At 66.7% G+C, this 13,124-nt stretch carries 11 protein-coding genes; 2 read left to right on the forward strand and 9 right to left on the reverse strand.

The window, feature by feature from the left end; translation table 11 throughout:
- Nucleotides 1-164: 164 nt before the first annotated feature.
- From DBY63_RS08545 to DBY63_RS08580, 8 genes are all read right to left on the reverse strand, one after another.
- Nucleotides 165-1,277, reverse strand: a complete 1,113-nt coding sequence (locus tag DBY63_RS08545; protein ID WP_074583304.1) for a response regulator — start codon at nucleotides 1,275-1,277, stop codon at nucleotides 165-167.
- Nucleotides 1,270-3,027: an ATP-binding protein gene (locus tag DBY63_RS08550; protein ID WP_077171250.1), complete on the reverse strand. Its 1,758-nt coding sequence runs from the start codon at nucleotides 3,025-3,027 to the stop codon at nucleotides 1,270-1,272. The genes DBY63_RS08545 and DBY63_RS08550 overlap by 8 nt, the downstream gene beginning before the upstream one ends.
- Nucleotides 3,020-4,000: a SpoIIE family protein phosphatase gene (locus tag DBY63_RS08555; RefSeq protein WP_108582233.1), complete on the reverse strand. Its 981-nt coding sequence runs from the start codon at nucleotides 3,998-4,000 to the stop codon at nucleotides 3,020-3,022. The genes DBY63_RS08550 and DBY63_RS08555 overlap by 8 nt, the downstream gene beginning before the upstream one ends.
- A complete protein-coding gene (locus tag DBY63_RS08560) occupies nucleotides 3,997-4,350 on the reverse strand; it encodes an ATP-binding protein (RefSeq protein ID WP_027597259.1) in 354 nt (117 codons plus the stop codon). The genes DBY63_RS08555 and DBY63_RS08560 overlap by 4 nt, the downstream gene beginning before the upstream one ends.
- Nucleotides 4,351-4,354: 4 nt before the next feature.
- Nucleotides 4,355-4,777 carry an STAS domain-containing protein gene (locus DBY63_RS08565; protein ID WP_223855484.1) on the reverse strand — a complete coding sequence of 141 codons (423 nt, stop codon included), beginning with the start codon at nucleotides 4,775-4,777 and terminating at the stop codon, nucleotides 4,355-4,357.
- Between the two features lie 13 nt (nucleotides 4,778-4,790).
- Nucleotides 4,791-5,633 carry an STAS domain-containing protein gene (locus tag DBY63_RS08570; protein WP_027597260.1) on the reverse strand — a complete coding sequence of 281 codons (843 nt, stop codon included), beginning with the start codon at nucleotides 5,631-5,633 and terminating at the stop codon, nucleotides 4,791-4,793.
- Between the two features lie 115 nt (nucleotides 5,634-5,748).
- A complete protein-coding gene (locus tag DBY63_RS08575; protein ID WP_007160186.1) occupies nucleotides 5,749-6,012 on the reverse strand; it encodes a PepSY domain-containing protein in 264 nt (87 codons plus the stop codon).
- 75 nt (nucleotides 6,013-6,087) lie between these two features.
- On the reverse strand, nucleotides 6,088-7,053 hold the full coding sequence (locus DBY63_RS08580; protein ID WP_027597261.1) for a CHAD domain-containing protein: 966 nt from the start codon (nucleotides 7,051-7,053) through the stop codon (nucleotides 6,088-6,090).
- Nucleotides 7,054-7,253: 200 nt separating this feature from the next.
- On the opposite strand from DBY63_RS08580, the gene pap reads away from it, so the two are divergent.
- Nucleotides 7,254-8,738 carry a polyphosphate:AMP phosphotransferase gene (gene pap / locus DBY63_RS08585; protein ID WP_027600537.1) on the forward strand — a complete coding sequence of 495 codons (1,485 nt, stop codon included), beginning with the start codon at nucleotides 7,254-7,256 and terminating at the stop codon, nucleotides 8,736-8,738.
- Nucleotides 8,739-9,155: 417 nt separating this feature from the next.
- Here pap and DBY63_RS08590 read toward each other — a convergent pair whose 3' ends face one another.
- The gene (locus DBY63_RS08590; protein WP_007160189.1) at nucleotides 9,156-9,365 is read right to left on the reverse strand and encodes a cold-shock protein; all 210 of its coding nucleotides are present in this window, start codon (nucleotides 9,363-9,365) and stop codon (nucleotides 9,156-9,158) included.
- Between the two features lie 268 nt (nucleotides 9,366-9,633).
- On the opposite strand from DBY63_RS08590, the gene DBY63_RS08595 reads away from it, so the two are divergent.
- A complete protein-coding gene (locus DBY63_RS08595) occupies nucleotides 9,634-13,104 on the forward strand; it encodes an acyl-[ACP]--phospholipid O-acyltransferase (RefSeq protein ID WP_108582234.1) in 3,471 nt (1,156 codons plus the stop codon).
- The last annotated feature ends 20 nt before the right edge of the window (nucleotides 13,105-13,124 follow it).

The following is a 13,124-nucleotide window of genomic DNA, read 5'->3' on the forward strand; positions in this document are numbered from 1 at the left end:
AGCTCCACCGTCGCAGCCCAACAGCTAGAGGCAGCCCCGTAGCGTGGACAACGGCGCAGCCTTGTCCACGTCGCCCAAGTCCTGTCTTGCACCAGTGGAAAACGCTGTGCGGTTTTCCACGCTACCGGCACCAGGATAATCGCGGCGCGCTGCCCCGAAAGTCGCTAGGCCAGCCGCAGCGGCAGGTGCAGGGTGATGACCACCTCGCCCGTGCCATTGGCGAAGCGCGCCTCGCCGCCGAAGCTTTCGCTGAGCGCCTTGACGATGGGCAGGCCCAGGCCCCAGCCGCGCTTGTCGCTGCGGGTGGAGATGAAATAGGGCGTGGCCAGGTTGGCCAGGACCTCGTCGGGAAACTGGCCGAGGTTGCGCAACTCCAGCATGACCTGGTCGTCGGCCAGCCACTGGCGGACCCGGATCGGCGTTCCCGCCTCGCCGTGCTTGGCGGCGTTGAGCACCAGGTTGTCGAAGATGCGCAGGAAGGCGTATCTGTCCCACAGCACCTCCTGCGCCGGGGTCTCCAGACTCAGGTCGAGGTGATTGGCGAACTGCAGGCGCAGATTGGCCGCGGCGTCGTTCAGCAGCGGACCCAGCACCAGCGGATCGCCACTGAGGCGGACGCCGCCGCCCAGGCTCATGTGGCTGATGTCCAGCACGTCGGTGATCATCTGGTTCATGCGCTGCAGGTTGTCGTGCAGGGTCTGCAGCAGATCGTCGGTCCGCCGCGCCGGATTGCGCTGCATCAGGTTGACCACCATGGTCGCGGCGGTGAGCGGCGAGCGCAGGTCGTGGTTGAGCGACCTCATGAAGCGTTCGAGCATGACCTTTTCCGCCTGCAGATTCTCGCTGCGGGCGATGGCCGAATTGCGCTGCTGCTCCATGTGGCCGACCCGGGAGCTGGCCTTGAGCAGGGCGCCGACGGTGGCCAGCACCTCTTCCGGATTGATCGGGTGGGTCAGGTAGGCCTGGGCGCCGGTATTGAAACCCTGGGCCTTGTCCCTGCCGGAGACGAAGGTGGCCGAGATGTTGATGATGGCCGGCAGCCGGCCCCAGCCGCACTTGTGCTCGATGGCCTGGATCAGCTCGAAGCCGGTGGTGTCCGGCAGATTGACGTCGATGATCACCAGCTCGACGGATTCGTCGATCAGCGCCAGGCCACTGGCACCGCTGGCGGCTTCCAGCACCTCGTAGTGGCTCTGGCTCCCGAGGATCTTGCGCAGCACATAGCGATTGGCCTCGGTGTCGTCGATGATGACGATGCGGCGCGGGGCACTAGTCATCGGACAGGCTCCGCGCCAGGGCGCAGACCTCGGCCAGCAGCCGCTCGGCGTGATCGGGGGCGTGCTTGAACAGGATGGCGTGGCAGTAGTCCTGCAGGCGCTGGCGGCCCGCCTCGTCGAGGGGCTGGGCGGTGTTGATCAGCACCCGCCGGTGCATGCTCCAGTCCATGCTGGCGAGCAGGTCCTCGCCATTGATGTCGGGCAGGTCGAGGTCGAGGATGATGATGTCCGGGCGCACCGCATTGAGCCGGTCGAGGCTGCTGCGGGCGCTGTCCGCCTCCAGCAGGACCGGATTGAGGCGTTCGAGGGTGCGCCGGACCAGATAGCGATCGCCCTCGTTGTCCTCGATCACCAGCACGGTGAGGCCGCTGAGATCGGGCTCCGGCTCGGCGGCCCGGTGGCTGGCGTAGTGGCGCGGCAGGCGCAGGGTGAAGCGACTGCCGCGGCCGACTTCGCTGTCGAGGGACAGCTCGCCGCGCAGCAGCACGGCGAGGCGTTGCGCCAGGGGCAGGCCCAGGCCGGTGCCTTCGATATGGGTCAGATGAGGCGAACGGATCCGCTCGAATTCCTCGAAGATCTTCTGCTGATCCGCCGCGGCGATGCCGATGCCGCTGTCTTCCACCAGGAATTCCAGGCTGGCATCGTCGGGCTGGAACACCTGGATGCGCACCTGGCCCCGGGGGGTGTACTTGAAGGCGTTGGAGATCAGGTTGCGCAGCACCTGGAACAGCCGACTCTCGTCGGTATCCAGCAGCACCCCGGCCGGCGGCGGGGCGACGCTGAAGCTGACCTGGGGATAGCGTGGCGCCAGGGCCGCGGCGAACTGTTCGAGGCGATCGATGAAAGGCCCCAGCGCAAAGGGCTGGGGCACGATGGTCAGGCGGCCGGACTGCACCTCGGCCAGCGCCAGCAACTCGCCGACCAGATTGGCCAGTTCCAGCGCCGCATCGCTGATGAAGCGCACCTGGCGCTGCTGTTCGGCATTGAGCGCCCCGTCCACGCCGCTGGCGAGCAGCTTGGCGACATTCTCGATGATGTTGATCGGGGTGCGGAATTCATGGGTCATGTTGGAGAAGAAACGGGTCTTCGCCTCGCTGGCCTCCTTGAGCTCCTGAGTGGCCTTTTCCAGCTCGGAATAGAGCGCCACCACGCCCTGGTTGGTGTTTTCCAGTTCCTTGTTGGTGACCTCCAGTTCCGACTGGCGCACCTGCAGCTCGGTGTTGGTCAGCAGCAGCTCTTCGCTCTGCAGGCGGATCTGCTGGTAGGGATCCGGTGGCGGACTGCCCTGCAGTTCGGCCGTCAGCGCCTGGAGCTGCTCCGCCTCGGGAAAGGGGCGCGGCATCTGGTACTTGCGGGCGGTGATGCAGGTGCCGGCAGGGGAGGTCTGGATGTCGAAGTCGTCGAACAGCCGCTGGGCGCCGCGCAGGCCGATGCCCATGCCGGTGCTGGAGCGATAGCTGCCCGCGCGGATGGCTTCCATCTCGGCGATGCCCGGACCCTGGTCGACCGCCCGCACCTCCAGGCCGCGCAGGCGCAGGTCTTCGCCACGCAGCAGGGCGAAGTCGAAGTGACCGCTGCCGGCGTACTGGTGGATGTTGCGCGCCAGTTCGGAGACCGCGGTGGCCAGGCGGATCTGCTCCAGCGCCGGCCACTCCATGGCCGCGGCCAGGCGCTTGGCGGCCTGGCGGCAGTGCACGATGTCCTGCTCGCTGTGCAGGGCGAGGGTCAGCAGGGGCAAGACGTCAGACATGCTTGAGTACCAGAACGGTGGCATCGTCGGCGGAGCGCCGAAAGTCGCGGTGCAGAAGGGCGGCGATCAGCGCCGGATGGCGCGCCCCGAGCCCGGAGTGCTCGCCCAGTCCCACCTTGGACGTCAGGCCATCGGAGTTCAGCACCAGCAGGGTGCCGGGCGTCCAGGGGTAGGTATAGGTCTGGATCCGCCCGATCCGGTAGCCCAGGGTGCCGTTGTTGGACACCAGGCTGCGTGTGGTGTTGCCCAGCAGGCGCCCGGCGATGTTGCCGATGCCGCAAAAGCTCACCTGGCCCTGATCCGGGTCCAGCTCGGCCAGCGCCAGGGCGGCGCCGCGGGTTTCCATGAGCGCCTGGTGCAGATTCTCCATCAGCCGCTGCAGGGGCAGGTGCGCGCCATGGCGCAGGAACAGTTCCCGCGCCCGGCGACTGGCGGTGGCGGCCTGCTGGCCATGGCCGAGGCCGTCGCAGACCAGCAGGCGGCGCCCGCTGACCGCCCAGGTGTCGCCGCAGAGCTGCTCCTCGGGGTGCGGCGTGCACAGGGCGCCATGCTGCAACCGGCTGCTGGGCGTCCCGGCCAGATGGAAGCGCGCCAGCACCACGGTGCCCTGACCCGGTCGCGAATGGATGTCGAACACATCGGCCTGCCGGCGAATCGCCCCCAGGCCGGCGCCCAGCGTCGCGGCCGTGCTGTAGTGATCGCTCAGGCAGCGGGCGACGTCGTGCATGCCCGGGCCGCGATCCACCGCCAGGACATCGAGCACCCCTTCGCCGCCCAGGGTGGCCAGGAGTTCGCCGTGCCCGGCATGGCGGACCAGGTTGTAGCCCAGCTCCTGGGCGACGATGGTCAGGCGCCCGAGCAGGGTTTCGTCGGCGGTGACGGTGCCGGCCAGCCGGACCAGGGCGCGCCGGGCGGCATCGACATGGACGCTGGTGCTCACCGGCAGCACCAGGCTGCACGGCTGGTCGTTCATCGCCACTTCCAGAGTTCGACGGTGGTGCCCTGGCCGGGCTGGCTGTCGATGTGGAAGTCGTCCACCAGCCGCCGCGAACCGGACAGGCCCAGGCCCAGGCCCTTGCCCGAGGTGTAGCCGTCGACCATGGCGCGCTCGAGATCGGCGATGCCCGGGCCGTGATCGCGGATCACCAGGCGGATCGCCGGCTTGCCAGCGCGCAGCGTCTCCTCGATCAGGCACTCCCCGCCTAGCCCGTAGACCAGGCCGTTGCGCGCGATCTCGCTGGCCGCGGTGACGATCTTGGTCTGGGAAATGAGGCCCAGGCGGATGGCTTCGGCGACCTTGCGCACCTGCTGACGGATCAGCACGATGTCAGTCTCCTGGCGGAGTGGAAGCGTCTGTGTCTTCGCCACCCTCTGACTCCTCCAGCGATTCGTCCGCGGCGACCATGGCTTCCAGCCGGCGCATGCCCTTTTCCATGTTCAGCGCCGTGGCGATGCCTTCCAGCGACAGCCCCAGTTCCACCAGGGTGATGGCCACCGCCGGCTGCATGCCGACCACGATCACCTTGGCATCGAGGATGCGCGAGACCTGGGCGATGTGGGAGAGCATCCGGCCAATGAAGGAGTCGACGATTTCCAGCGCCGAGATGTCGATGAGCACGCCCTTGGCCTTGTGCCGCACGATCTGCTCGGTGAGGTCTTCCTGCAGGTCCAGCGCCAGCTGGTCGTGCATGTCCACCTGGATGCTCAGCAGCAGGAAGGGTCCAAGCTTGAGAATCGGAATCCGCTCGATCATGAGGTGCTCCCTAACCCTTGGCGGCCGGGGCTGCCAGGCGCACGCCCTGCTGGCGCAGGGCCAGGCGGAAGGCATCGGCCAGGGACGCCTTGGTAATGACGTCGCCCAGGTCCACGCCCAGGTGGACGATGGTGGCGGCGATCTGCGGGCGGATGCCGCTGATGATGCACTGGGCGCCCATCAGCCGGGCGGCGGTCACCGTCTTGAGCAGGTGCTGGGCGACCATGGTGTCCACCGTGGGTACGCCGGTGATGTCGATGATGGCGATGTCCGAGCCGGTCTGGACGATCTTTTCCAGCAGCGACTCCATCACCACCTGGGTGCGGTTGCTGTCCAGCGCGCCGATCAGCGGGATGGCCAGGATGCCGTCCCACAGCTCCACCACCGGGGTGGACAGTTCCAGCATGCTTTCCTGCTGCTCGCGGATCACCGTCTCGCGACCGCTCATGAAGCTTTCCATGCTGTACAGACCGAGATCGTCGATCAGCCGGGTGGCGGCCCAGATCTCGGCGAGGGGATCGTCGCACTCGTTCTGGATCAGGTTGAACAGCGGTTCCTTGAGCGAGAAGACAAAGGTCGCCGTCTGCGCGGGCGTCAGGCCCGCGCGACTCTGGTCGAAGGAGAAGCGCTCCAGCAGCGCGCGCACCGGCTGCCAGTGCGGCTCGCGCAGATTGCCCAGGCCCTGGGCGGCGGCCACGGTGATGCGGCGCAGCAATTCGGCGGAGTTGGCCAGGATGGTGGTTTCATCGAGCAGGTCGATGCGCATGCCGGCCGCGCGCTGGGCGCCGATCCAGGCATCGAGCAGCGACCGCTCGTGGGTGCGCAGCAGCTCGACCAAAGCGGTACTGTACATGGGGGTTCCTAGGTGACAAGAAGGTGGCTCAGGACGAGCCGACCAGGCAGAGAGCGGGCAGGAAGAGGCGCAGGTGTCGGTGGGGATCCGAGCGCGTGGCCGGATCCCCGAGAGATCACATGTCCATCTTTTCCTTGGTGATCTTGCCGGTCTTGGCGTCGGCATGGAAGTCGTACTTCATACCATCCTTCTTCATGCCTTCGCCTTCCCACTGACCGTCATCGGCTTCGATCTTGGTGATCGAGGTGTAGCCCTGCTCCATGAGCTTGGACTTGACGTCGTTCATGGGCATCCAGTCGGCGCCGGGCTGATCGGCCAGGGCGGCGGTGCTGGCCAGGACGGAACAGGCAAACAGGGAAGCGAGCAGCTTGGATTTCATCGCGAGACCTCGGCGTGGTGGTGTGCCCAGACTTGGACCACCAGCACGCGCGACAAATCCCGTCTGGCGCAGACGTTAGACTGACGATTCCTCGACCAGGTGCGGAAGCAGTCCGGCAGGGGCCTTGGCGCTCTGGCCCTTGGTCTTGCGCGGGGCATAGGGGCGGCTGGCCAGCCGCCAGAGATCTCGCCAGCGTTCGGCGAGGGCAGTGGGCTTGTCCAGATAGAGGCGCAGGCCCAGGGAAAAGGCCTTCGTCTGCAGCCGCTCGCGCTGCTGGGCCAGGCTTTCGCCGATCGCCAGGCGGGTGTTGCTGGCGCCGAACAGGGTCGGCTCGTCCAGCAGCAGCTGCTGCATCACCGCCAGGTCGTGATCGTCGCCCAGGTATTCCGACAGGCGCTTGAGGCTCTTCTGCCGCGTCTTGAATTCCGCCGGCCAGGCCGCGGCGAGCAGCTGGGTGTGATACCAGTGATCCTTCACCCGCTTGCGCCAGTCGTGCAGGGTGTCGTCGGTGGGCTTGTCGCGCGCGGTCTTGAGCGCCTGGCGCCCGGCCTTGTAGTTGTCTTCCAGGCCGCGGGCGAAGAGGGCGAAGCCCTTGCCGGACAGTTTCCAGCCGGCCACCTCCTCGCGCATGGCGGTCAGTTCCTCGAGCAATTCGGGATGGCCGCTGGCCGCGGCGATCTGCTGGTCGGCGCGCTCCTGCAGCCGCTGACGCACACGCTTCATGGCCGGCGAGGCGAATCTCTTGCGGTCGGATTCGCCCAGCTTGTCCCAGCTTTCCACCAGGGCGGCGCTGTCGCGCAACGACGACAGCTCGCGGCCCAGGTCGCGCAGCCGCCGATTGCGACTGGCGAAGGCGCGCTTGCCCAGGGCGCCGTGCAGCAGCCGCAGGAGGGCGCGCAATTCCTTGAGGCGCTTGCGTGTCTCGTGGACGCCCTTGGGGGTACCGCTCGCCAGGGACGCTTCAGCCTGCACCAGACGATCCGTCACCACGCGGCGGACTTCCTCGTCAGCCGGTTGCCGTGCATCGAAACGAAAGGCCATCGAACTCTCCTCAATAGGGTGGACTGCCGCACCCGCTTGCGCGGGAGCGTAACGGTATGAAAGACCTCCACGACAGCGGGAGATGCCAAATTTCATCTAAACGTCATATTTCCTTCATGCCGCCTAATGCGGGGCACCGCCTGCCGCAGGCCGGGTCAGAAGGGCTATAGTTGCCCGACCACCTGCGCAAGGAGATCCGGATGTTCGAAGCCGCCGAAAACGAACACCTGCTCGATGAGGCCACCTACGACGCCAAGCTGCCCAAGCTGCGCGAGGCACTGCTGGCCGCCCAGTACGAACTCAAGGCGCAGGGCCGTTTCCCGGTGATCGTGCTGATCAATGGCATCGAGGGGGCGGGCAAGGGCGAGACGGTCAAGCTGCTCAACGAGTGGATGGATCCACGCCTGATCCGCGTCGAGACCTTTCTCCAGCCCACTGCCGAGGAGCGCCAGCATCCCCCGGCCTGGCGCTACTGGCAGCGCCTGCCGGGCAAGGGCCGGACCGGCGTCTTCTTTGGCAACTGGTACAGCCAGATGCTGCACGGCCGGGTCAACAAGGAACTCAGTCGCGTCGAGCTGGATGCCGCCATTGGCCAGGCGGAACGCTTCGAGCGCATGCTGGCCGACGAAGGCGCGCTGATCCTCAAGTTCTGGTTCCACCTCTCCAAGCCGCAGCTCAAGCAGCGCCTGAAGCACCTCAAGAACGATCCCCGCCTGGGCTGGAAGCTCAGTCCGCTGGACTGGCGCCAGGCCAAGGTCTACGACCGTTTCGTCAAGGAGGGCGAACGGGTGGTGCGGCGAACCCACCACGATTACGCCCCCTGGCACGTGGTGCCCGGCTTCGACGAGCGCTTTCGCAGCCTGACCGTCGGCACCGTGCTGCTCAAGGCGCTGCAGCGGGCCCTGGCCAACAAGCCGCGCAAGCAGCGCCGGGCAGCCGCCGTAGTACCGCCACCGGTGGATGGTCGTGGCGTGCTGGAAGCCATGGATCTGACCCAGCGCCTGGACAAGGCCGACTATGAAGACCAGCTGCTCGCCGAACAGGCGCGCCTGGCGCGGCTGCTGCGCGACAAGAAGTATCGCCGCCATGCCCTGGTGGCGGCCTTCGAGGGCAACGACGCCGCCGGCAAGGGCAGCGCCATCCGCCGGGTCACCGGCGCCCTGGATCCGCGCCAGTACCGCATCGTCCCGGTTGCCGCACCCAGCGACGAGGAGCTGGCCCAGCCCTATCTCTGGCGCTTCTGGCGGCACATCCCGCGGCAGGCCAACTTCACCATCTTCGACCGCTCCTGGTACGGCCGGGTACTGGTGGAACGGGTCGAGGAGCTGACCCCCGTCGCCGACTGGCAGCGGGCCTATGGCGAGATCAACGACTTCGAGGAACAGCTCCACGACGCCGGCATCGTGCTGGCCAAGTTCTGGCTGGCCATCGACCAGGACACCCAGCTCGAACGCTTTCGCGCCCGCGAGGAAACGCCCTTCAAGCGTTTCAAGATCACCGAGGACGACTGGCGCAACCGGGACAAGTGGGATCTCTACAGCCAGGCGGTCAACGACATGGTGGTCCAGACCAGCACCGCCATCGCGCCCTGGACCCTGGTGGAGGCCAACGACAAGAGGTTTGCCCGGGTGAAGGTGGTGCGGACGCTCAATGAGGCGCTGGAGCGGGCGTACGACAAGGGGTAAGCCAATGCCAGGGCTGTTTGGCTGATTATCGAGGTTTGCGGCTACCTCTTGTTTCGCCCCATCGGGCGAGTCACTTTTGCCAGTCGCGGCTGCGCGCCCCGGACAAAAGTAACCAAAAACGCTTGCCCATCCATCCGGCCCCGGCTGCGCCGGGGTCCACTCCCTCCATCGCCGCTCCAGGGGCCCGCCGCGAAGGGCCTTCCATGGCCCTCGCGACTCTCGCGGCATCCATGCCGCTCGACCCCTTGCGCAACGATTGCGTTCGCCCTGCTGGAAGGGGCATTGGGCGCGCCTGAGGCTTTGGGTGGTTTGGGCAATCAGCGTCTTTGTGGCGGAGATGGGCAATCCCGCAAAACCCGAATCCCAGAAACGAAAAAGCCCCACCGAAGTGGGGCCTTTCTGCAACCGGATCAGTCGTTAGACGACTTGAACCTGGTCAGCTTGCATACCCTTCTGGCCTTTGACAGCCACGAAAGTGACCTTCTGGCCTTCGCTCAGGCTCTTGAAGCCGGCGCTTTCGATGGAGCGGTAGTGCACGAACAGGTCGGCGCCGCTTTCCGGGGTGATGAAGCCGTAGCCTTTCTCATCGTTGAACCACTTGACGGTGCCATTTTCACGATTGGACATGAGTATCTCCAGGATGTAGGGGGAACAACCACGTTAGCGAGACATTCGCTAGCGGGACTGTAATGCGAGAGTGAGACGAGCCAGGAGATGAAAATGAAGCAACATCAAGCAGGTATCGAGTAACTATTGCAGTAGCAGTGCCTACACCATACGCGCTTTCGCGAGCTTGTATAGCCCTGATTCGCATATTTGTTGACCAATGGCGCTGCTTGCGCTGCCTGAGCGTCTCACTCAGGCTACGGACTCCCCTGCTCGAAAGAGACTCCGCATGGACAAGCTGCACCGGATCAAGGGGGCCTGGCCCTACCTGATCGCCGTCTTTCTCAACGCCTTCGTCGATCTTGGCCACAAGATCGTCATCCAGAACACCGTGTTCAAGGTCTATGACGGTTCCACCCAGGTGGTGCTGACCGCGCTGGTCAACGGCATGATGCTGCTGCCCTTCATTCTGCTGTTCAGCCCCTCCGGCCATGTCGCCGATCGCTTCGCCAAGGTGCGGGTGCTGCGCCTCGGCGGCTGGGCGGCGGTGGCCATCACCCTCGGCATCACCCTGGCCTACTACGCCGGGCTGTTCGAGCTGGCCTTTGCCATGACGCTCCTGCTGGCCATCCAGGCGACCTTCTATTCGCCGGCCAAGTACGGCTACATCAAGGCGCTGTTCGGCAAGCAGCGGCTGGCCGAGGGCAATGGCCTGGTGCAGGCCAATTCCATCATCGCCATCCTCGCCGGCACCGTGGTCTTCACCGCCTTCTTCCAGCTGCACCTGGGCGCGGACCAGGCCACGCCTCACGCCATCCTGCAGGACATCGCCCCGCTGGGCTGGCTGCTGGTGCTCTGCAGCCTGGCCGAGGTGGCGCTGCTCTATCGCCTGCCGCTGCTGGAAGAGCCCAGGCCGCGTGCACCCTTCGACTGGCATGCCTATGTGCGGCTGCAGAGCGCCCGGCAGAACCTGGCGGTGATCGGCGAGAATCCGGTGATCCGCCTGTCGATCATCGGCCTCGCGGTGTTCTGGTCGGTGGGCCAGGTGCTGCTGGCGAGCTTTCCGGCCTATGCCAAGGATCACCTGGGCATCGACAACGTGTTGCTGCTGCAGGGCATCCTGGCCTGCGCCGGAATCGGCATCGCCCTCGGCTCGGCGCTGGCCAGCCGGGCCTCGCGCGGGCGCATCGAGACCGGCCTGATCCCGGTGGGCGCGCTGGGCATCGCCCTCGGTCTGTGGTGGCTGCCGGCGCCCAGTTCGGCGCTGGTGCATGCGCTCAACTTCGTCTTCATCGGGCTGATGGGCGGGCTGTTCATCGTTCCGCTCAACGCGCTGATCCAGTTCCATGCCCGGGAAGACCAGCTCGGCACCGTGCTGGCGGCCAACAACTGGGTACAGAACGTCGCCATGCTGAGCTTTCTGGTGCTCACCGCGGTGATCGCCCTGCTCGGCCTGGACAGTCGCTGGCTGCTGCTGCTGATCGCCGCGGTGGCGCTGATCGGCGGCGCCTACACGGTGTGGAAGCTGCCGCAGAGCCTGGTGCGCTTTCTGCTCGGCCTGATGGTCACCCGCCACTACCGCATCCAGGTGCAGGGGCTGCAGAACCTGCCGGCCCAGGGCGGGGTGCTGCTGCTGGGCAATCACATCAGCTGGGTCGACTGGGCCATGGTGCAGATCGCCAGTCCGCGCCCGGTGCGCTTCGTGATGCTGCGCTCCATCTATGAGCGCTGGTACCTGAAACCCTTCCTCAAGGCCATGGGCTGCCTGCCCATCGCCCAGGGCAACGGTGCCGGGGCGGCGCTGGAGCAGTTGGCGGCGTTGCTCAGCGCGGGCGAGGTGGTCTGCCTGTTTCCGGAAGGGGCGATCAGCCGCACCGGGCAACTCGGCGAATTCCGCCGCGGCTACGAAAAGGCCTGCGAGCGGGTCGGGTCCGAGGTGCAGATCGTGCCCTTCTACCTGCGCGGCCTCTGGGGCAGCCAGTTCTCCCGCTCTTCCAGCAAGCTCAAGGAACTGCGCGACAGCCCGCTGCACCGCGAGGTGGTGGTGGCCTTTGGCAAGGCGCTGGCCAAGGACACCCCGGCCGATGTGCTCAAGCGGCGGATCTTCGAGCTGTCGATCCGCTCCTGGGAGCGCTACATGCAGGGCCTGCCGTCGTTGGCCGATGCCTGGGTGGCCAGCGTCAGGCGCCGACCCAATGGCCTGGCGCTGATCGACGACCTGGGCGCTCCGCTCAAGGCCGCCCAGGCGCTCACCGGCGCCGCCTGCCTGGCGCGGCGGATGCGCAAGCGGCCCGAGCCGAATCTTGGGCTGCTGCTGCCCACCAGCAGCGGCGGCATGCTGGCCAACATGGCGGTGCTGCTGGCCGGCAAGACGCTGGTCAATCTCAACTACACGGCCACGCCCGAGGCCCTGGCGTCGGGCCTGGACCAGGCCGGTATCCGCACCGTCTACACCTCGACGCGCTTTCTCGAGCGCCTGCGCACGCGCGGCCTGCCGGTGGACGAGTTGCTCGCCGGGCGCGAGGTGGTGGATCTGGAGGCATTGCGCGCCGGGATCGGCAAGGCCGAGTTGCTGGCCAACTGGCTGGCGGTCTGGCTGCTGCCGACCGCCATGCTGCAGGTGCTGGTGAGTCGCGCCCACGATCCCGAGGCCACCGCCGCCATCCTCTTCTCCAGTGGCAGCGAGGGCACGCCCAAGGGCGTGATGCTCAGTCATCGCAACCTGATGGCCAATCTCAAGCAGACCTCGGACGTGCTCAATACCCAGGACGACGACGTCTTCATGGCCTCGCTGCCGCTGTTCCACGCCTTCGGTCTTACGGTGACCCAGTTCCTGCCGCTGATCGAGGGGGTGCCGGTGGTCTGCCAGGCCGATCCTACCGACGTGGCCGGCATCGCCAAGGCGGTGGCGACCCATCGCGCCACGGTGCTCTGCGGCACCTCGACCTTCCTGCGGCTGTTCGTGCGCAACACCAAGGTGCATCCGCTGATGCTGGAGAGCCTGCGCATCGTGGTGGCCGGCGCCGAACGCCTGGATCCGGCGGTGCGCGAGGCCTTCAAGCTCAAGTTCAACCAGGACATCTACGAGGGCTACGGCGCCACCGAGACCGCCCCGGTGGCCTCGGTCAACCTGCCCGATGCCCTGGACGTCAGCTACCTGCAGGTGCAGCGCGGCGGCAAGCTCGGCACCGTGGGTATGCCGCTGCCGGGGACCGGCTTCAAGATCGTCGACCCCCAGACCTTTGCCGAATTGCCCACCGGCGAGGCCGGCATGGTGCTGATCGGCGGGCCGCAACTGATGCAGGGCTACCTGAACGATCCCGAGCGCACCGCCAAGGCCATCCGCGAGATCGACGGCGAGCGCTGGTACGTGACCGGCGACCAGGGCCGGCTGGACGAGGACGGCTTTCTCACCATCGTCGACCGCTATTCGCGCTTCGCCAAGATCGGCGGCGAGATGGTCAGCCTGGGCGCCGTGGAGCAGGCCCTGGCCAGGGCGGTGGCCGATCCGGAGATCGAGCTGCAGGCGGTCAATCTGCCGGATGCCCGAAAGGGCGAGCGCATCGTGGTGCTGCATACCGGCGCCCTGGACGCGGCGGCGGTGGAGAAGACCCTGCTGGCCCAGGGGGTGGGCGGACTGCTGCTGCCCTCGGCCTGGGTGGCGGTGGACAGCCTGCCGAAACTGGGAACCGGCAAGGCCGACGTGGCCGGGGCGAAACGTCTGGCGCAGACGCGGTTAAACGAGGCGGAGGAGGTTTAGGCGGCATTTCGTCCATCCTG

This window comes from Pseudomonas sp. RIT411 (genome assembly GCF_003057735.2).
Lineage (GTDB): Bacteria > Pseudomonadota > Gammaproteobacteria > Pseudomonadales > Pseudomonadaceae > Chryseomonas > Chryseomonas oryzihabitans.

Excerpts from the sequence above, each read along its gene's own strand:
- DBY63_RS08575 (WP_007160186.1), bottom strand. The coding sequence starts at position 6,012 with ATGAAATCCAAGCTGCTCGCTTCCCTGTTTGCCTGTTCCGTCCTGGCC.
- DBY63_RS08555 (WP_108582233.1), bottom strand. The coding sequence starts at position 4,000 with ATGAACGACCAGCCGTGCAGCCTGGTGCTGCCGGTGAGCACCAGCGTC.
- DBY63_RS08570 (WP_027597260.1), bottom strand. The coding sequence starts at position 5,633 with ATGTACAGTACCGCTTTGGTCGAGCTGCTGCGCACCCACGAGCGGTCG.
- pap (WP_027600537.1), top strand. The coding sequence starts at position 7,254 with ATGTTCGAAGCCGCCGAAAACGAACACCTGCTCGATGAGGCCACCTAC.
- DBY63_RS08550 (WP_077171250.1), bottom strand. The coding sequence starts at position 3,027 with ATGTCTGACGTCTTGCCCCTGCTGACCCTCGCCCTGCACAGCGAGCAG.
- DBY63_RS08590 (WP_007160189.1), bottom strand. The coding sequence starts at position 9,365 with ATGTCCAATCGTGAAAATGGCACCGTCAAGTGGTTCAACGATGAGAAA.
- DBY63_RS08580 (WP_027597261.1), bottom strand. The coding sequence starts at position 7,053 with ATGGCCTTTCGTTTCGATGCACGGCAACCGGCTGACGAGGAAGTCCGC.
- DBY63_RS08545 (WP_074583304.1), bottom strand. The coding sequence starts at position 1,277 with ATGACTAGTGCCCCGCGCCGCATCGTCATCATCGACGACACCGAGGCC.
- DBY63_RS08595 (WP_108582234.1), top strand. The coding sequence starts at position 9,634 with ATGGACAAGCTGCACCGGATCAAGGGGGCCTGGCCCTACCTGATCGCC.